This is a genomic window from Embleya sp. NPDC055664, assembly GCF_053618075.1.
On record NZ_JBSHGZ010000016.1, the window covers coordinates 20691 to 39136 of the forward strand.

At 71.3% G+C, this 18446-nt stretch carries 8 protein-coding genes; 3 read left to right on the forward strand and 5 right to left on the reverse strand.

Annotation, left to right across the window (positions count from 1 at the left end):
- Positions 1-29: 29 nt before the first annotated feature.
- From ACWGR4_RS24850 to ACWGR4_RS24860, 3 genes are all read left to right on the forward strand, one after another.
- Complete coding sequence (locus tag ACWGR4_RS24850; RefSeq protein WP_380007150.1) at positions 30-611, forward strand: TetR/AcrR family transcriptional regulator; 582 nt, start codon at positions 30-32, stop codon at positions 609-611.
- A 139-nt stretch (positions 612-750) separates the two neighbouring features.
- A complete protein-coding gene (locus ACWGR4_RS24855) occupies positions 751-1935 on the forward strand; it encodes an MFS transporter (protein WP_452129777.1) in 1185 nt (394 codons plus the stop codon).
- A 55-nt stretch (positions 1936-1990) separates the two neighbouring features.
- Entirely contained in the window at positions 1991-2689 is a 699-nt protein-coding gene (locus ACWGR4_RS24860) for a Uma2 family endonuclease (protein ID WP_452129776.1), read from the forward strand.
- Between the two features lie 47 nt (positions 2690-2736).
- On the opposite strand, the gene ACWGR4_RS24865 is transcribed toward ACWGR4_RS24860, so the two are convergent.
- Genes ACWGR4_RS24865 through ACWGR4_RS24885 form a run of 5 tightly spaced genes read right to left on the reverse strand, consistent with a single transcriptional unit; the run spans position 2737 to position 18305 of the window.
- Entirely contained in the window at positions 2737-2943 is a 207-nt protein-coding gene (locus ACWGR4_RS24865; protein WP_452129775.1) for an MbtH family protein, read from the reverse strand.
- A complete protein-coding gene (locus ACWGR4_RS24870; protein ID WP_452129774.1) occupies positions 2940-8567 on the reverse strand; it encodes a non-ribosomal peptide synthetase/MFS transporter in 5628 nt (1875 codons plus the stop codon). Before ACWGR4_RS24870 ends, ACWGR4_RS24865 begins: the two co-directional genes overlap by 4 nt.
- On the reverse strand, positions 8564-11890 hold the full coding sequence (locus ACWGR4_RS24875; RefSeq protein ID WP_452129773.1) for an amino acid adenylation domain-containing protein: 3327 nt from the start codon (positions 11888-11890) through the stop codon (positions 8564-8566). Before ACWGR4_RS24875 ends, ACWGR4_RS24870 begins: the two co-directional genes overlap by 4 nt.
- Positions 11887-15054: a non-ribosomal peptide synthetase gene (locus ACWGR4_RS24880; protein WP_452129772.1), complete on the reverse strand. Its 3168-nt coding sequence runs from the start codon at positions 15052-15054 to the stop codon at positions 11887-11889. Before ACWGR4_RS24880 ends, ACWGR4_RS24875 begins: the two co-directional genes overlap by 4 nt.
- Entirely contained in the window at positions 15054-18305 is a 3252-nt protein-coding gene (locus ACWGR4_RS24885) for an AMP-binding protein (protein ID WP_452129771.1), read from the reverse strand. Before ACWGR4_RS24885 ends, ACWGR4_RS24880 begins: the two co-directional genes overlap by 1 nt.
- Positions 18306-18446 lie beyond the last annotated feature (141 nt).

Consider the following 18446-nt stretch of genomic DNA (forward strand, 5'->3'; position numbering starts at 1 on the left):
ATGTGTACAGAACTGGTTAGCGTCCTCTCATGAGCAGGCCGCGCGAGTTCGACGACCAGGCCGTCATCGACGCCGCGATGGCGGTGTTCTGGGAGAAGGGCTACGAGGCGACCACCACGCAGGACCTGTGCGCCCGCACGGGACTCGGTCGGGGCAGTCTCTACAACGCGTTCGGCAGCAAACACCGGCTGTACGAGGAGTCGGTGCGCCGCTACGGCCGCACCCTGGCCGAGGCGCAGGTGGCGATGTTGGCCGCGTCGGGCGGCTCGGTCCGGGAGCGACTGCGTGACCTGCTGCTGGGGATGATCGACCTCGACCTGGCCGACCCCGGCCGGCGCGGCTGTCTGGCGCTCAACGCCGCGACCGAGCCGAGCGGGCGCAGCGAGATGGTCGCGGACCTGGTGCACCGACAATTCGTCGACCTGGAGCAGGCCCTCTGCCACCTGATCACGATCGGCCGGGCCACGGGCGAGTTGACCGGCGACCGGCCCGTACTCCAGGTGGCCCGCACCTTCCAAAGCACGTACTACGGCCTGCGCACACTCGCCAAGGTCACCGACGACCGCGACGCACTCCTCGATGTCGTGGAGGGGGCCGTGGCGGCCCTGTAGGCAGGGCGGGGGTCGACCCGGGCTCGTACAACCACGGCATGGCCTCGGTCGGCATGCCCATTTTCTGTACTGCTCAGTAAAAAATAACACCCACATAACCCATCAAAACCCACACACATTCACCACGGGGAAACCACACATGCGCTCGATACGACCCGACGTCCCACCCGCCGTACCGGCCCTGATGTTGTGCGTGTTCGGCGTCACCACCGGCGAGTTCGTGATCGCCGGCATCCTGCCGGATGTCGCCGACGACATGGACGTGTCGATCTCGGCGGCCGGGCTGCTGGTGACCGCGTACGCCATCGGCATGATCGTCGGCGGTCCGGTGCTGACCGCGCTCACCGCCCGGGCGCGGCGCAAGCCGCTGATCACCGTGCTGCTCACGATCGTGGTGGTCGGGAACCTGGCCTCGGCGCTCGCCCCGAACTATCCGGTCCTGTTCGCGGCGCGCATCGTCACCTCGTTGGTCACGGCCACCTTCTTCGCCAACGCGATCGTGATCGCCGCGTCCACGGCGGCGCCGGGCAGGCAGGCGTCCACGGTGTCCACGCTGGTCTTCGGGATGAACCTGTCGATGATCCTGGGCGCGCCGCTGGGCACGCTGATCGGCAACACGTTCGGCTGGCGGTCCACGTTCGTCGCCATCGCGGCGTGCTGTGCACTGGGGCTGGCCCTGGTGTGGCGGCTGGTTCCGGACGTACGCGGTGCCGTGTCGGCCGGCTCGGCGGTCGCCGAACTGCGGGTGTTCCGCAGCCGGGACGTGCGGTGGGCGATCGCCGTCACCGCCGTCGCCAACGCCGGACTGCTCGCCGTCTTCACCTACTTCGCGCCACTGCTCACCGATGTCGCGCACTTCGCGGAGGGATCCGTACCGATCCTGCTGCTGACGTACGGCGTCGGCGCGGCGGTCGGCAACATCGTCGGCGGGCGGCTCGCCGACCGCGCGCCGATGCGCACCCAGATCGGCCTGTTGACCGCGCTCGCCGCGACCCTGGTCCTCATGTGGGCGACCGCGGGCAGTCGCGTGCCCACCGCGATCCTGGTCTTCGCCATCGGCGCCCTCGGCTTCGCGGTCATCCCCGGCATGCAAACCCGCGTCCTGACCACCGCCTCCTCCGCCCCCACCCTGGCCATGGCCGTCAACGCCTCCGCCTACCAACTGGCCGCCGCCCTCGGCGCCTGGCTCGGCGGCCACACCGCCGACGGCCCCGGCCTACGCGCCATCTACCTCCTGGCCGCGATCATCACCACCGTGGGCATAGCCACCAGCACCTACGCCCACCACCGGTCCCAAACCCCCGAACCGGCCCAAGCCCCCTGACCCGCTCACTCGTTCGGGGGACAAAGCCCGATACCCCACCCCACCGTCGAAATCCATGCGTACGGTTCAACCCGACGACAGCACATCGGCCCGGTCGATGGCCCGATCCGCCGTCGGCGGCAATCATGGAGAAATGACGCGCCACGAGCACCAGAAACGGAGGCCACCAGTGCACACGGTGACCGATCGTGCACGCATCTCGGTCGAATATTTTGAGCGTATGGCTCAACGCGCCCGTGAGAACCCCGACGACCTTTGGCCGGAACTGATCGACGGCAAGTGGGGGTTCAAAGCTATGCCCGACGGCGATCACGGCGAGATCGTAATGTGGCTGGTGAAACTGTTCGCCCGCATTCGATCGGAGCTTTCGCTCTACGTCGAGCAGGGTCTCAAGGTCGAGCAATATCGCAACGGTCGAGCCCGACCCGATGCCACACTCGCCCCGGAGGGCAGTTTCGTCGGTCAAGGCGAGTGGAGCGACCCGGCTCCGGTACTCATGGTCGTCGAGGTGACTTCGTTCGATGGGGACACGGACAAGCGGGACCGGGAGGAGAAGCCCCGCGCCTACGCCGAGACCGGAATTCCGCTGTATCTCCTGATCGACCGAGACCGTTGCGAGACGATCGTGCACAGCGAACCCGAAGACGGTCGATACACCGCCGTCATCGCACGATCCTTCGGCAAGCGCGTGCATCTTCCCGCGCCGGTCGACATCACGCTCGACACCGATCGGTTGCTGAACCTGGTTCGGTGACCGCCTACCGGTGGTGGGCCCCAGGCGAGCCCACCGCCGGTGTCGGGTCAGGCGTCCGTGGCCTCGCGTACGCTGCGGGGGCGCATGTCGGTCCAGACCTTGTCGATGTGGGACAGGCAGTCCTCGCGGGGGCCGGTGAAGCCTTCGGGGCGCCAGCCGGCCGGGATGTCGCGGTCGGTGGCCCAGACCGAGTACTGGTCCTCGTCGTTGATCACTACACGGCACACGGGTGTGGGTTGGTCGTCGGTGGTCATACCTTCTCCGGTTCGAGGTGGGCCGGGTTGGGCCCGGTGGATGGGGTCTTGGTGCGCTTGCGGCGTTCCTCGATGCCGATCAGATCGTCCGGCATGGCGTCGGGGACCTCGTCGTCGAAGCGCGAGATGACCCGGTGTCGGAACGAGGCGAGGGCCAGCAGGATCATCGCGGACGCGCAGATCAGGTACAGGAATCCGGTGCCGCGCCCCTCCCCCACGCCGATCACCCGGCCGACGCTGGAGGCGAGCGCGCCGTCCGGACGGAACAGCGGTTCGAGCAGATGCACGGACAGCGGCGCGATCACCCCGAAGCCCAGTGGGAGGGTCGACCACGCCACCATCGTGTTCAGCGCGATCACCCGGCCGTGGAACCGCTGCGGCACCTTGACCTGGATGATCGTCGCGTAGATGCCGTTGAGCAGCGACAGGCCGAAGAACACCCCGAAGAAGGAGATCCCGACCAGTACCGGCGAGGGCCGCAGCCCGGCCAGGAACGCGAACACCGCGATCAGCACCGTGGCGACCAGGATCCCGTGCATCCGCCGATGCCGCGGCCCGCCCCACACGCCCATGGCCAGCCCGCCGAGCAACGCACCCGCCCCGGCCGCCATGCCGACCGCGCCGGCCGTGTGTACCGAGCCGAACGACAACACCAGTGGCGTCATCAGCACCAACATCGGCGCCAGGAAGACGTTCAGCAGCGCGAAGTAGAGCAACATCGTGCGAAATCCCGCGTGCCCCATCGAGTAGCGCACCCCGTTGGCGATCTCCTTGACCATGCTCTCGCGCCGGGTCTGCGCCATCGTGTCGGGGAACGGCACGAACGCCACCACCGTCACCGCGATCACGAAGGTGGTGATGTCGATCAGCAGGATTCCGCCGAGCCCGATACCCGCGAGCAGCGCCACCGCGATCAGCGGCACCACCAACTGAGCCAGCCCGGTGCTCATTTGCACGATCCCGTTGGCGTGCCCCAGATAGCGCTTGGGCACCAGCTGCGGCACCGCCGAGTTGTAGGCCAGTCGTTGGAACGTCGCGGTCAGCGACAACACCACGAGCAGGCCGTACACCGCGCCCACCCCCAAATGGCCCGCCCACAGCAGCAACGCCATCGTCACCTGCACCAGACCCGCCACGCAGTCCGCGGCCAACATCACCGACCGGCGGCTGTTGCGGTCCACCACCGCGCCCGCGAGCGGCGCCACCACGATGCCCGGCACCAGGGCCAACACCGAGAACAGCGCGAACTGGGTGAGTGAATCGGTACGCAGGTAGATCCAGATCGGGATGGCGAACTCGGTCAGCGCCGACCCGGTGATCGAGGCGAGCTGCCCGAGCGCCACCGCCATGAAGCGGCCCATGCTCGGCCGCACCGCCGACCGACCCGCGGTCTTCACATCCGCGACCGCGCCCGACCCCGAACCCGGCACCGACTCGGCCGCCGAACCGGATTCGACCCCGGAGACCCCGTGCAGCCACCAGCTCGCGTCCTCACCGCGCACCGCCCGGGTCAGCGGCTCGGTACGCTCCCGCGCCACCGCCTCATGCGTCGCGGTGACGATCTCGGCCAACTCCTCGGCCCGGTAGCGCAGGAAGTAGTGGCCCGCCTCGTCGATCACCACCAGCGCCGTGGCCGAGGCCATGAAGTGCCATTCGCGATAACGCTCCTGGTAGAACTCGGTACTCGGGTCACGCTCGCCGATCACCGAGATCACCGGCGCGGCCAGCGGCGGCAGGTCCTGGGCCATGCGCTTGGTGAAGTAGGCCTCCGAAGTCAGCCCGTCCTTGCGCATGTTGCGGATGATGAAGCTCACCTGCTCCTCATCCAGGTCGCCGAGGTCGGCGCCCATCGAGGTCAGCCAGTTCAGATGCACCCGGTCCCCGCGCAGCCGCTCCAGGCCGGCGAATCGGGTCAACGCGCCGAGCACACCGCCCTCGGGCCGGGCGAACGGGAAGATCGCGCCCAGGTACACCGCCTCCAGGCGGCGCCCGGCCTGCTCCAGAAGATACGCGATCTGCGCGGTGAGCGCGCTGCCCACCCCGCAGTGCCCGTACAGCGCCAACGGCCCCTCGACCCCGGCCAAGATCTCGTCCGCACACTCCCGGGCGACCTCCTCGATCGGCCTGGGCGCCTCCGGCATGGACAAGTCGTGGCCGGGAATCGCCACCGAGTACAGCGCGTGCCCCGCCGGCAGCGCGTCCGCCAACGGCTGGTAGACCACCGCGCTGCCGCCGCCGTACGGCACGCACACCAGCGACAACACCCGCTGCCCGACCGGAATCGGCCGGGTCAACTCGTGCAGCAGCGAGCGTGGTTCGTCCGCACCGACCGGACGTTCGAGCAGTTGCGCCAGTTCGCGGATGGTCCGGTGCTTGAACAGTTCGAGCAGCGACACCTGCCGACCACCGGGCGGCAACACCTTGCGCAGCCGGGCCAACACCTGCATGGCGAGCAGCGAGTGGCCGCCGAGTTCGAAGAAGTCGTCCATCACGCCCACCGAGGTGAGTTCGAGGACCCGGGTCCAGATCTCGACAAGTGTTTCCTCGAGTTCGCTCGCGGGCGGTACACGCTCACCCCCACCCGCGCCCGCGGCCGTGTCGGGTTCGGGCAGCAGCGCCCGATCCACCTTGCCGTGCGCCTTCAGCGGCAGGCGATCCAGCCACACGAAACGCGACGGCACCATGTACTCGGGCAGTCGCAACAACAACGCGCGCCGCAACTCCGCACCGGCCGGACGCTCACCCGGAAGGGCCGATGCGTCCCCGTCCTCCTCCGGCGGCACCAGATACGCGATCAACCGCTGCGCACCGGCCGGGCCGCGCGCGTCCACCACGGCCTGCGCGACGCCCTCCTGTGCCCGCAACGCCTCCTCGATCTCGGCGGGTTCGACCCGATAGCCACGAATCTTGATCTGCTGGTCGCTGCGCCCCAGGAACTCGATGTCGCCGCCGGGCAGATACCGGCCGAGATCGCCGGTGCGGTACAGCCGCCCGCCCGGCGGGCCGAACGGGTCGGGGACGAACCGGTCCGCGGTGGCGCCGGGTTGGCCCAGATAACCCCGGGCCAGCCGCTCGCCGCCGATGTGGATCTCCCCGGTGACGCCGATCGGCACCGGTTCCAGGTGGGCGTCCAACAGGTACACCCGCGCGTTCGGCAGCGGCCGGCCGATCGGCGTCACGGTCGAGGTCACCGCGTCGTCGGGCCGGACCCGGTAGGTGGTCACCCCCACCGTGGTCTCCGTGGGCCCGTAGTGGTTGACCACCGCACAACCGCCCAGTGCGGCCAGGTCCCGGGTCCACTCCCACGACGAGCCCTCGCCGCCCAGGATCAACAGCCGCCGGGGCAAGAGCGGTTCGGTGCCGACCTCGGCGGCGAGCCCGGCCAGGTGCGAGGGCGTCATCTTGAGGTAGTCGACCGGATGCCGGGCCAGATGGTCGGCGAACTCGGCGCCGGACAACCGCTTGGGTATCAGGTGCAGTTCGCCGCCGGTGGTCCAGGCCAGGTACAGCGCGGTGATCGCGAAGTCGAAGGACAACGACTGCGCCAGTCCGTACACCGACCCGGGCACCACCTCGAACCGCTCGCGCACCCCCTCCAGATAGGCCAGCGCCTCCCGGTGCTGGACCGCGACTCCCTTGGGACGCCCGGTCGAACCGGAGGTGTAGATCACGTAGGCCAGATTCCCCGGCTGCGCCGTGCCCGGCACCGGATCCGCGCTCTCCGCCTCGATCACGGCCCGTTCGCGGTCGACCAGGACCACCGCTCCGGTGTGACCCACCGTACGTTCCCGCAGCACGGTGTCGGTCACCACCACCTGCACCGCCGAGTCGGTGAGCATGAACGTCAGCCGCTCCACCGGCTGTTCCGGATCCAGCGGCAGATACGCCGCACCGGCCTTGAGCACGGCGAGCACCGCCACCGCCAGGTCCAGGGACTGCTCCAGGCACAGTGCGACCGGCGTCTCCGGCCCCGCCCCGGCCGCCCGCAACCGCCGGGCCAGCCGATTCGCGCGCGCGTCGAGTTCGCCGTAGTCGAGCGTGTCACCCTGGTGGGTCACCGCCGGCGCACGCGGATCGCGGGCCACCTGCGCCTCGATCGCCCGGGCCAGCGTGGGGTGTTCGGACAGCGGACGATCCGTGTCGTTCCACTCGGTGAGCAACCGGGTCCGCTCGACCGCGCCGAGCAGGTCGATCCGGGACAGCGGCACGTGCGGATCGGCGACCACCGACCGCAACAGCGTGGCCAGATGCCCGGCCAGCCGCTCGATCGTGGCCGCGTCGAACAGGTCGGTGTTGTAGGTCATCAAACCGTGCATCCCGGTGCCGACCTCGAACACGAACAGGCTCAGATCGAAGCGGGTCACCCGGGAGTCGGCGGTGAACCAGTCGTGCGCGAGACCGGTGAAGCCGTGCTCTCCGCGCCCATAGTTCTGGAGCGCGAAGGTGACCTGGAACAGCGGTGTCCGGGAGACGTCGCGCACCACGTTCTGCCCGCGCACCACCTGATCGAACGGCAGATCCTGGTGGGCGTAGGCATCCAGGCTGCTCTCCCTCACCCGGCCCAGGAGTTCGGCGAAGGTCGGATCACCCGCCAGCGGCGCCCGCATGGCCAGCATGTTGACGAACATGCCGATCATCGGCTCCAGATCCGGATGCGGACGCCCCGCGATCGGGGAGCCGACCGCGAAGTCGCTCTGCCCGCCGTGCCGGGACAACACCGCCTGCCACGCCGCCAGCAGCGTCATGTACTGCGTGGCACCGTGGGCCCGCCCCAGCGCGGTGACCGCGTCGCACAGTTCCGGGTCGAGCACGAACGAGTGCCCGTCCCCGGAGAACGTCTGCTGCGGCGGGCGCGGCCGGTCGGTGGGCAGCGCCGGCGTACCCACGCCCGCCAAGCGTTCGCGCCAATAGGCGGCGGCACGTTCGCCCTCGGCACCGCCGAGCCGCCGCTGCTGCCAGGCCGCGTAGTCGCCGTACCGTACCGCCGGCGCGGACAGCGGCGATTCGAGCCCGGCGACGAAAGCATTGTAGTCCGCCATGAGTTCGTTCACCATCAGGTGCACCGACCAGCCGTCGCCCACCAGATGGTGCAGCACCACGACCAGGATCGTGTCGTCCCGGTCCAGCCGCACCAGCGCGGCCCGGAACAGCGGGGGCACCTCCAGGTCGAACGGCCGGGCGAACTCCTCGCCCACGAGCGCCGCGGCCCACCGCTCGCGCGCCCCGAGATCCAGGTCGAGGGGCGCGCTGCGCCGAGTCACAGGGACCGGCGCCGGCGGGTGCACGGTCGCGGTCGGGTGACCGTCGGCGCTGGTCCCGAACGTGGTGCGCAGGCTGTCGTGCCGGGCGAGCAGTCCGGTCAACGCCCGCTCCATCGCCGCCTCGTCCAGCAGCCCGCGCAACCGCAGCGCGAACGGGATGGTGTAGGCGGCGGTGCCCGGTGTCAGATTCTCCATGAACCACAGCGGGATCTGCGCCGAGGACAGCGGAATCGCGGCCTCGTCCGGCAGCCGGGGAATCGACGGCGGGGCGGCGGCCGTCGACCGGCGCAACCGCTGTTCCAGCAGGGCCCGCTTCGCGGCGGACAGGCCGCCCGCTCGGGTCGGGGGTGAAGTGAGCGTCATCGCGCGTCCCCCGTCTCGGTTGCGTCCAGCACCAGTCGTTCGGCGTCCGCCTCGGACAGGTCGTCCAGTTCGACCATCAGCAGTTCCTCGATCGCCGCGGCCAGACCGGCCACGGTGGGATCGGCGAACAGGGTTCGGATCGGCACCGCGAGTTCGATCGCGGCGCCGAGTCGGGCCACCGCCCGGGTGGCCAGCAGCGAATGGCCGCCGAGCGCGAAGAAGTCGTCCAGCGCGCCGACCCGGGACACCCCGAGCACCTCACCGAAGGTCTCCGCGACCAATTCCTCGGCGCTGCCACGCGGCGCCACGAACGACGCTTCGGGCGCCCCGTGTTGCTCCGGCACGGGCAGCGCGGCCCGGTCCAGCTTGCCGTTCGGGGTGAGCGGCAACCGATCCAGCGTCACGAACGCCGCGGGCACCAGATGGGCCGGCAGCGTGCGGCCCAGCGCGGCCCGCAGCTCCGCCGCGTCCGGCACGGGCATCGACCCGCCCGCCTCCGGCACCACGTAGGCGACCAGCCGTCGATCACCCCGTTCGTCCCGGACCACCACCACCGCTTGGCCGACGTCCGCCCGCGCCACCAGGGCCGCCTCGATCTCGCCGAGTTCGATCCGGTAGCCGCGCAACTTGACCTGGTGGTCGTCGCGGCCCAGGAACTCCAGGGCTCCGTCCGGTCGCAGCCGGGCCCGGTCGCCGGTGCGGTAGAGCCGGGCGCCGGGCGGCCCGTACGGGTCGGGCACGAAGTGGCGGGCGGTCAGGGCGGGGCGGCCGAGATAGCCGCGCGCCAACCCGGCGCCGCCGATGCACAGTTCGCCGGCGACCCCGATCGGCACCGGCTCCAGGTGTCGATCCAGCACATGCACGCGGGTGTCCGCGAGCGGGCGACCGATCGGCGGCCGGGAACCGTCCCAGGCCCCGGCCGCACCCCCGACCAGGTCCGCCGCGGTGGCGATCACCGTGGCCTCGGTCGGACCGTACGTATTGACCACCTCGACCCGCTCGCCGAACACCTCGTGCCAGCGCCGCATCGAGGCGGCGTCGGCCTGATCCCCGCCCAGGATCAGCAGCCGCAGCGCCTCCGGCCAGGCCAACCCCGGTGTCTGCGCGACAAGTTCGTGCCAGTAGGACGTCGGCAGGTCGAGCACGCTCAGCGTGCGCCCGGCCGCGGTGCCGAAGAAGTCCGGCAACAACCCGTCGGCGGGGGCGAGCACGAGCGTGGCGCCGCCGAGCAGACTCGGATACAGCTCCTCGACGTGCGTATCGAAGCCGAACGAGGCGAACTGCAGCACCCGGTCGCCCGGCCCGCTCCGATACCGCTCGCGCATCCATGCCACCCGACCCGCCAGCGCCTCCCGGGTGATCGGGGTGCCCTTGGGTCGGCCGGTGGAGCCGGAGGTGTAGATGATGTAGGCGAGGTGGTCCGGACCGGCGATCCGGGCGGGCGGCTCCTCATCGGTGTCGTCACGCGGATCCGCGTCGCCCTCGTCCAGCAGCGACACCGGCAACTCGCCGCCCGCGAACCGGTCGGCGAACCGCGCCCGGCACAACACCCGTTCCGCCCCGCCGTCGGCCAGCATCCACCCGATCCGCTCGGTCGGCAATGTCGGGTCGATCGGCAAATACGCGCCACCCGCCTTGAGCACGGCCAGCAGGGCGACGACCGTCTCGATCGAGCGTTCGGCGCAGACCGCGACCACCGAGTCCGGTCCGATGCCGGCCCGGCGCAACACCCGGGCCAGCCGGTTCGCGCGGGCGTCGAGGTCGGCGTAGTCGACCCGGCTGTCGCCCGACTCGACGGCGACCGCATGCGGGGTGCGCAGCGCCTGCACCTCGAAGGCCACGACCGGGTCGGGGCATTCGCCGCCGGTCGGTCCCATCGCGCCCGCCAGCACCCGGACCCGCTCCGCCGCCGACAACAGCGGCAGCCGGGACAGCGGGGTGTCCGGATGCGCGACCGCGCCCGCGAGCAGGGTCTCGAAGCAGCGGGCCAGTCGGGCGATGCTCTCGGGAGCGAAGCGGTCGGTGTTGTAGACGAACTCGGTTACCAGCTCGTCGCCTTCCGGCCAGACCTCCAGCGCCAGATCGAACTTGGCCTGCCGGAAGCCCGATTCGAACCCCTCGGCGGCAACCCCGGCCAGAAGCAATCCGGCTCCGGCCGGTGGGCGCAGGGTCAGCATGGTCTGGAACACCGGTGGGCTGTCCGGATCGCGGTCCACGTCCAGCGCGCCGAGCAGCCGCTCGAACGGTACGTCCTGATGCTCGTACGCCTGGAGGGCCACCGTGCGGGTACGGCCCAGGAAGTCGCGGAACGACGGGTCACCGGCGGTACTGCCGCGCAGGACCAGGGTGTTCAGGAAGTAGCCGACCAGTGGCTCGTAGTCCTCCTCGTCCCGACCCGCCAGCGGCGAGCCGACGCAGACGTCCTCCTGGTCGCAGTAGCGGGCGAGCAGGGTCTGGTATCCGGCGAGCAGGGTCATGTAGAGGGTGACCCTTTCACGCCGGGCGAGTTGTTCGATTCCGATGCGCAGGGAGGCCGGAAGGTGGTGGGTGACCGTACCGCCATGTCCGGACTCGGTGTCGGTGCCGCTGCCCCGGGGCCGATCGACCGGCAGGTCCAGGGTCGGCGCGCCGGCGAGTTGCCGGGTCCAGTAGGTCAGTCGTTCCTCGAAGCCGGGCTCGTCGAGGAGTTCGTGTTGGCGCCGTACGTAGTCGCCGTAGCTCAGCGGCAGCGGGGTGAGCGGCGAGGGGCGGCCCTCGGTGAACGCCGCGTAGAGAACCGCCAGTTCCTCGTCGACCACGTTCATCGACCAGCCGTCGGCGACGATGTGGTGCAGGGCCAGGCACAACACGTGGTCCCGGCCGGCGGCATCCAGGTGCAGCAGGCTCGCCGTGAACAGCGGGCCCCGGGCCAGGTCGAACGCACGGTTCGTGCGTGCGGCGACCAGGTCGCGGGCGCGTTGTTCGCGCTCGGCCGGGGCGCCGTCGACCCGCACCCGCTCCAGGACGAACGTCCCGGGCGCGCCGATCACCTGGATCGGTACGCCGTCCTCGTCGGGGAAGGTCGCGCGCAAGCTGTCGTGCCGGTCGACCAGTTCGGACAGGGCGCCGTCGAGGGCGGCGACGTCGAGCGGGCCGCGCAGGCGGTGGACCTGGAACATGTTGAACGCCGCGTCCCCGGGGTTGATCCGGTCGAGCAGCCACAACCGTTCCTGGCCGGCGGACAGCGGAATACGCCGCGATCGGAGGGACACGGACGCCGGGTCGGCGGGCCGGTCCGGCGCCGACAACGGGTGCGGGTCGTGGCTTCGGGTCGGGTTGTTCATGGCCGCCGCTCGCTTCGCATCGCGCATACCGCGCTGGTGAGTCCGGAGATGGTCGGGGTTTCGAAGAACACGTGCAGCGGTACGTCGACGCCGAGGCGTTTGCGGATCCGCGCACCGATCCGGGTGACGGTCAGCGAGTGGCCGCCCAGGTCGAACAGGTCCTCGTCGGGGCGGATGTCGTCCAGGCCGAGCACTTCGCGCCAGATCGCGGTGATCTCGGCGGCGGGCCCGGTGTCGGCGGGGACGTCCGCCTCGTCGACCGGGTCGGGTTCGACCGCCCGCAGGCGCGGCGGGGCGGGCAGCGCGGTCCGGTCCAGCTTGCCGTTGGGGGTCAGCGGCAGGCGCTCCAGCGGCACATAGACGCCGGGTACCAGGGCCCGGGGCAGCGTCGCGGCCAGATGCACCCGCAGTTCGGCCGCGCTCGGCGTGGCGGCGCCGCGCGGGACCAGGTAGGCGACCAGGAGCGGCCCGTCGGCACCGTCCTCACGCACTGTCACGGCCGCCGCCGCGATGCCCTCGTGGTCGAGCAATGCGCTTTCGATCTCGCCGAGTTCGACCCGATGGCCGAGGATCTTGACCTGGTGGTCGTCCCGGCCCAGGAACTCGATCCGGCCGTCGTCGCGATAGCGGGCCAGGTCGCCGGTGCGGTAGAGGCGGGCGCCGGGCGGGCCGTACGGGTCGGGCCCGAAGCGGTCGGCGGTGACGCCCGGCAACCGGCGGTAGCTTCGGGCCAGTCCGTCGCCGCCGATGTACAGGTCGCCCGCGACGCCGACCGGGGTGGGGGTCAGGTGTCGGTCCAGCACGTACATCCTGGTGTTGGCGATCGGGCGGCCGATGGTCACCTCGTCGTCGTCCGGGCCGATCTCGGCGGTGCTGGACCACACCGTGGTCTCGGTCGGCCCGTACGCGTTCACCAGGCGGCGGGCCCGGCGGCGCAACTCCCGTGCGAGCGGCACCGGCAGCGGTTCGCCGCCGGTGACGGCGAACACCGCCGGCTCCTCGAAGCCCGCGTCGAGCAGCATGCGCCAGCCGGACGGGGTGGCCTGGACATGGGTCACCCGTCGGCCCCGGATCAACCGGAGCAGCGCCCGGCCGTCCCGGGTCTCGCCGTCCTCGGCGAGCACGAGTCGCCCCCCGGTGATCAGCGGCACGTACAGCTCGACCGCCGAGATGTCGAAGGACGCCGAGGTCAGGCCGAGCCACACCGAGTCGGCGGCGCAGGCCAGGACGTCCCGCATCGAGGCGAGCAGGTTGCTCAGCGCGCGGTGTTCGATCTCCACGCCCTTCGGGCGGCCCGTGGAGCCGGACGTAGCCAGCACATAGGCGAGTTCGCCGGGCATCGGCGGGGGTGCGGCCACCGGGTCGGAACCGACCGGGTCGATCACCGCCGTCCCGGTGACGGTCCCGTCGATCAGCAGCGCTTGATCTCCGCGTCCGGGGAACCGGCCGAGCAGGTCGCGTTCGGTCAACAGGGCATCTGCGGCGCAGTCTTCGAGCACCATCGCCAGCCGGGCCGACGGGTATTCCGGGTCCAGCGGCAGATACGCGGCACCCGCCCGCAGCACCCCGAGCAGCGCGGTGGGCAGCGCGGCCGTACGGCGCACGCAGACCGCGACCAGGTCGCCCCGGCCGATCCCGGCGCCTCGCAACCGCCGCGCCACCGCGTCGACGGCCGCGTCGAGTCGGGCATAGGTGAGCCGGGTCGTGCCGCACTCCACCGCGATCGACTCGGGGGTACGGGCAGCCTGAGCCGCGAACTGCGCGGGCAAGGTGTCCTGTTCCATCTCCCGCCCGGTGTCGTTCCAGTCCCGCACCATACGTTCGTGTTCGTCGGCGCTCTGCAGGGCGAGGCGGGACAGCGGGGTTTCCGGGTCGTCCACGATCGCCCGCAGCAGGGTCCGGTAGTGGCCCGCGATCACCGTCGCGGCGCCCTCGTCGAGGGTGTCGGTGGCGTAGTGCAGGTGCAGTGCGAGGCGATTCGGGTCGTCCAGGCACTGCATGTGCAGGTCGCCGCGCGCGGCGTGGTTGAACACGGTCCAGTCGATCGACACGGGCAGGCCCGCGAAGTCGGGCACCGAGGTACGGCGGCGATAGCTCATCGACACCGGCGCCAGCGCCAGTCGCGGGGTCAGGCCGGTGACGACCCGGCCGAGCGGCACGTCGCGGACCGGGAAGAGGTTGCGCAGGTCGGCCCGCAGCGCCTGGACGAAGGCGCGGAAGGTGAAGTCCGCGGACGGCGTGGTGTGGACGGGGAGTTCGTTGACGTATGGACCCACCCGGTCACGGCTGTGCGGGGTGCGGGTGCCCAGGTCGATGGCGACCGTGGCCCGTTCGTTGCCGTAGCGCCACAGCTGGGTGTGCAGCGCGCCCAGGAGCAGCGCGAAGGTACTGACGCCGAGGAGTTCGGCGGTGGCGGCGACGGCCACGCGCAGTTCGTCGTCGACGGGGATCGGGACGGACCCGCCGGTGCCGCCGTCGATCGCCGTCCGGCGACGTCCGGGCAGGATGACGGCGGGTGGTTCACGTTCCTCGTCGGCGAAGCGGATCGCGGCCAGGCCGACCCGGCGCTCGGCCTCGGCCGCCTCGCGGGCGATCCGCTCCGCGTCCTCCGACTCCTCCAGGTCCGGCAGATCCGGCTTGATGCCGGTGCCGAACGCGGCGTAGTGCGCGGCCAGATCGCGAACGAGGATGTCCTTGGAGTTGCCGTCGAAGGCGAGGTGGTGGGCGACCACGAGCAGGGTCCGGTGTCCGGGGCCCGCGTCGACCAGGGTGAAGCGCACCAGCGGCCCGGTCTCCGGGTCGAACGCGCGCAGTGTCTCGCGGTGCAGCAACTGCGCCACCATGTCGCCGCGTTGGTCTTCGGGTGTCTCGGTCAGGTCCTCGATCACCAGGTGCGGAACGGTGTCGGCGGGGACCAGCCACGGTTCCCCGTCGAGCTCGCGCAGCGCGCTGCCCAGGACCGGGTGGCGCACCACGATCGCGTCACAGGCGTGCGCGAGCGCGGCCGGGTCGAGGTCGCCGGTGAACCGGATGCTCAGCGGCATGTGGTGCGCGGTGCCCGTGGGTACCGCGAGTTCGGTGAACCGGATGCCGTGTTGCGCCGGGGACACCGGGGCTCGGCACGGGGAATCCGGCGGCAGGGATACCGATCGGGTGGTGCGCATCAGCGGCCCTCCTGGGAGGCGGTGGGTGCGTGAACCAGTGCGGCGGTGTCCCCGAACACCGGCGCCTGGGGGTGGTCGATCGCGAACTCGCAGGCCTCGACGAAGGCCTGGGCCAGGTCTTCGACGACGGACGGGGCGAACGCGTGGTCGTTGTACAGCAGCCAGCCCGCGATCGTGCCGTCGGGCTGTTCGGTCAAGGCCAGTTCGGGCACGCCCAGGTCCGGGCGGCCGTCCGGCGTGGGCCATTCGGCGTCCAACTGCCGCGGCAGATCGAAGGGTTCTGAGACCAGGCCCAGGAAGTGCGCCTGGTTGCTCCAACTCTCGTAGCGGACCCAGGCCGCGTCCGGAAAGCGCGGGTAGAACTCGGCGAACGGGTAGCACTGGTGCTCGGTCGCGGCCACGGCGGTGGTGCGGACCCGGTCGAGCAGGTCGTCGTACGACGGGTCACCACCCAGGTCGACCCGGATCAGCAGGGACTGCACGAGGCAGCCGATCAGGTTCTCGCTGCCGGGTCGGGTCCGACCGGGTACCGGCGACATCACCACGATGTCCCGGATGCCGGACGCCCGTGCCAGGACGCTCGTCCAGCACGCGGTGGCCACCATGAACGGCGTCGCGCCCCGCTCGCGGGCGGCCGTGCGCAACCGCTCGACCAAGTCGGCGGCAAGGCCGAAACGCACCGAACCGCTGTGCAGCAGACCGGTGGCCGCGCGCCCGGGGAACGGGTCGAGGGCGGCGGGCGCCCCGGCCAGGGTCGCCTCCCAGAACGGGCGGGTGCGCGGCCATTGCGCGCGGGCCCAGCCCAGGTGTTCCGAGCAGGTCGGCGTGGGCGGCGGCAGCGGAGCGGTCCGACCGGTGTGCAACGCCGAGTAGACGAGGGCGAGTTCCCGGAGCAGTACACCCATCGACCAGCCGTCGAACACCATGTGGTGCACCGCGAGGATCAGCACGTGGTCCTCGGGGTCGAGTTCGATCAACAGGGCGCGTACGAGGGGTCCGTGTGCGAGGTCCCAGTGTTGTTCGCGTTCGGCGCCGGCATGCTCGCGGGCGAACCGTTCGCGGTCGGCGTGCGTGGCGCCTTCGGCCCGGATCCGCCGCATCTCGGGCGGCAGTTCGGCGAGTACGACGGCGTCGGCGGTGCCGTCGGCGTAGTGGAAGACGGTGCGCAGCGCCTCGTGCCGGCGCACCACCTCGCCCAGGGCGGCTTCCAGGGTGTCCTGGTCGAGGGTGTCGGTGATCCGGATCCCCACACTGACCGGGCCGACGTCGCGCGGCTGGTCGGTGGCGTACATCCAGACGAAGAAGTTCTCCTGCTGCGAGCTGAGCGGCATGCGCACGACCGGCTCGCCGGCCGACGCGCGGCACGCCGCCTCGGGCCGCGCGCACGCCGGTTCCGTCGGCGTGTCCGCGCCTTCCGATTCCGTCCGGGCCGGTTCCGGTCGCGCCCGGGCAGTGTCGATCCAGGCCGCCTGGGCGGCGAGTTCGGGTCGGTCGAAGGCGAGCGAGACGGGCACGTCGAGGGCGAACAGACGGGTCGCGGCGGCGGCCAGCCGGGTCGCCTTGAACGAATCCCCGCCCAGGGCGAAGAAGTTGTCGTCGGGACCGGCGCCGGGCCTGCCCAGCACCTCCGCCCACAGGCCGCCTACGGCGGTCTCCGTCGCGGTCCGGGGCATGCTCGACCGCTCGGCGTCGTCCCCGGCCATCCGGGCCCGAAGTTCCGCCTTGACCACCTTGCCCGCCGGGTTCCGGGGCAGGGCGTCCACGCGCAGGAATCGGGTCGGGATCTCGTGCCGGGCCAGGCGTTCGCGCAGGAACACCCGCAGGTCGTCGGCCGCGACCTCGTCCCGCAGGACCAGCGCGGCGGCGACCATGGTGCCCATCACGGCGTGTGGCACACCGAACACGGCCGCGTCGGCGACGGCCGGGTGTTCGTGGAGCGCGGCTTCCACCGCGAGCGTGGCGACCTTGTTCGCACCGGACTTGATCAGGTCGCTTTCCCGGTCGATCAGGTACAGGTAGCCGTCGGCGTCGAGTCGGCCGATGTCGCCCATCCGGATCCAGCCGTCGGTGAACACCCCGGCGTCCGCGCCCGGGTCGCGGTAGTAGGTGCGCGAGGTCGTGGGCGAGTGCAGCCAGATCTCGCCGGCCTCGCCGGTCGGTACGGGTTCGCCGTCCGGGCCGACGATGCGCAGGTCGTCCAGGCCGGTACCGCGCCCGACCGAAGTCGGCCGGCCGGGGTCGAAGACCATGGTGGTCTGAGCCGGGGCCGCCTCGGTCGAGGTGTAGGAGTTGACGATCACGGCGTCGGGGAAGATCTCGGTCAGGGCCAGTGCGGTGGCCGGCGGCAGTGCGGCGGCGGTCGAGCCGAAGAGTTGCACCGAGTCGAGATCGTGCCGGGTCCAGGCCCGCGAGTTGACCAGGTCGGTCGCCATCGCGGGCACGGTGAACACGGTGCCGACCCGGTGGGCGGCGATCAGCGCGCAGAACTCCTCGGCGTCGAACGCCGGGGCGCACAGCGCGGTCGGCTCGGCGGTCAGCGCGTTGAGCAACATCGTCTGCCCGGCGTTGGTGCCGATCGGGAACGCGTGCAGGAAGTGCTTCGAGTGCGCCAACTGCCTCCGCCGGGGGGCCGGTTCGAAGCCGTGGGTGAGGTTGGCGTGGGTGGCGACGACACCCTTGGGGGTGCCGGTGGTGCCGGAGGTGTAGAGGATCTGCGCGAGGTCGTCGGGATGCGGCTCGGCGAGGGCCGGGGGTTCGACGGGTTCGACGGGTTCGGCGGGTTCGGCGGGCTCCGGGTGTTCGTGCGGATCGACGGGGTCCGGCGCCGGGAGTGCGGCCGGAATCGAGCGGGCCCGCGCGTGCGCGTCGGCTTCGACGGTCGTCGAAATCGCGCTCCACGCACCGGTGTTCGGTGGCTCGATGTCGACGCCGTGCAGGATGCCGGCCGCCGCGCAGTGCACGAGCAGGGCCTGCACGGCGGCGGCCGGCAGGCGTTCGGGCAGCGGTACGGCGACCGCGCCGGCCCGCTGGACCGCGCAGTAGGCGACCGCGTAGTCGGCCCATTCGCGACCGGCGAAGATCAGCGCGACCCGATCCCCCGCGCGTACCCCCCGATCGTGCAACTCGTGGGCCAGGGCGACGGATCGGCGCCACCAGTCGATGAAGGTCAGTCCGGTGCCGGGAGCACCCGGAACCAGGATCGCGACGCGATGCGGGTCGAGGTCCGCGCGGGCTGCCAACAGGCCCGGCACGGTGCATCGATCCTCGGGACGCCCCGAACCGGATAACCCGGGCCGGACGTCGGGGGCGGTCACGGCGCGCCCTGCTTCGACGTCGCCGGGCACGGACGTGGTTGAGCTCTGCGCATGGTTCTTCTCCGGGGTAGGAGTGCA

What these genes read in the sequence shown, in the direction of transcription:
- ACWGR4_RS24850 (WP_380007150.1), top strand. Translation starts at nt 30, where the DNA reads ATGAGCAGGCCGCGCGAGTTCGACGACCAGGCCGTCATCGACGCCGCG.
- ACWGR4_RS24870 (WP_452129774.1), bottom strand. Translation starts at nt 8,567, where the DNA reads ATGACGCTCACTTCACCCCCGACCCGAGCGGGCGGCCTGTCCGCCGCG.
- ACWGR4_RS24855 (WP_452129777.1), top strand. Translation starts at nt 751, where the DNA reads ATGCGCTCGATACGACCCGACGTCCCACCCGCCGTACCGGCCCTGATG.
- ACWGR4_RS24865 (WP_452129775.1), bottom strand. Translation starts at nt 2,943, where the DNA reads ATGACCACCGACGACCAACCCACACCCGTGTGCCGTGTAGTGATCAAC.
- ACWGR4_RS24875 (WP_452129773.1), bottom strand. Translation starts at nt 11,890, where the DNA reads ATGAACAACCCGACCCGAAGCCACGACCCGCACCCGTTGTCGGCGCCG.
- ACWGR4_RS24860 (WP_452129776.1), top strand. Translation starts at nt 1,991, where the DNA reads ATGCGTACGGTTCAACCCGACGACAGCACATCGGCCCGGTCGATGGCC.
- ACWGR4_RS24880 (WP_452129772.1), bottom strand. Translation starts at nt 15,054, where the DNA reads ATGCGCACCACCCGATCGGTATCCCTGCCGCCGGATTCCCCGTGCCGA.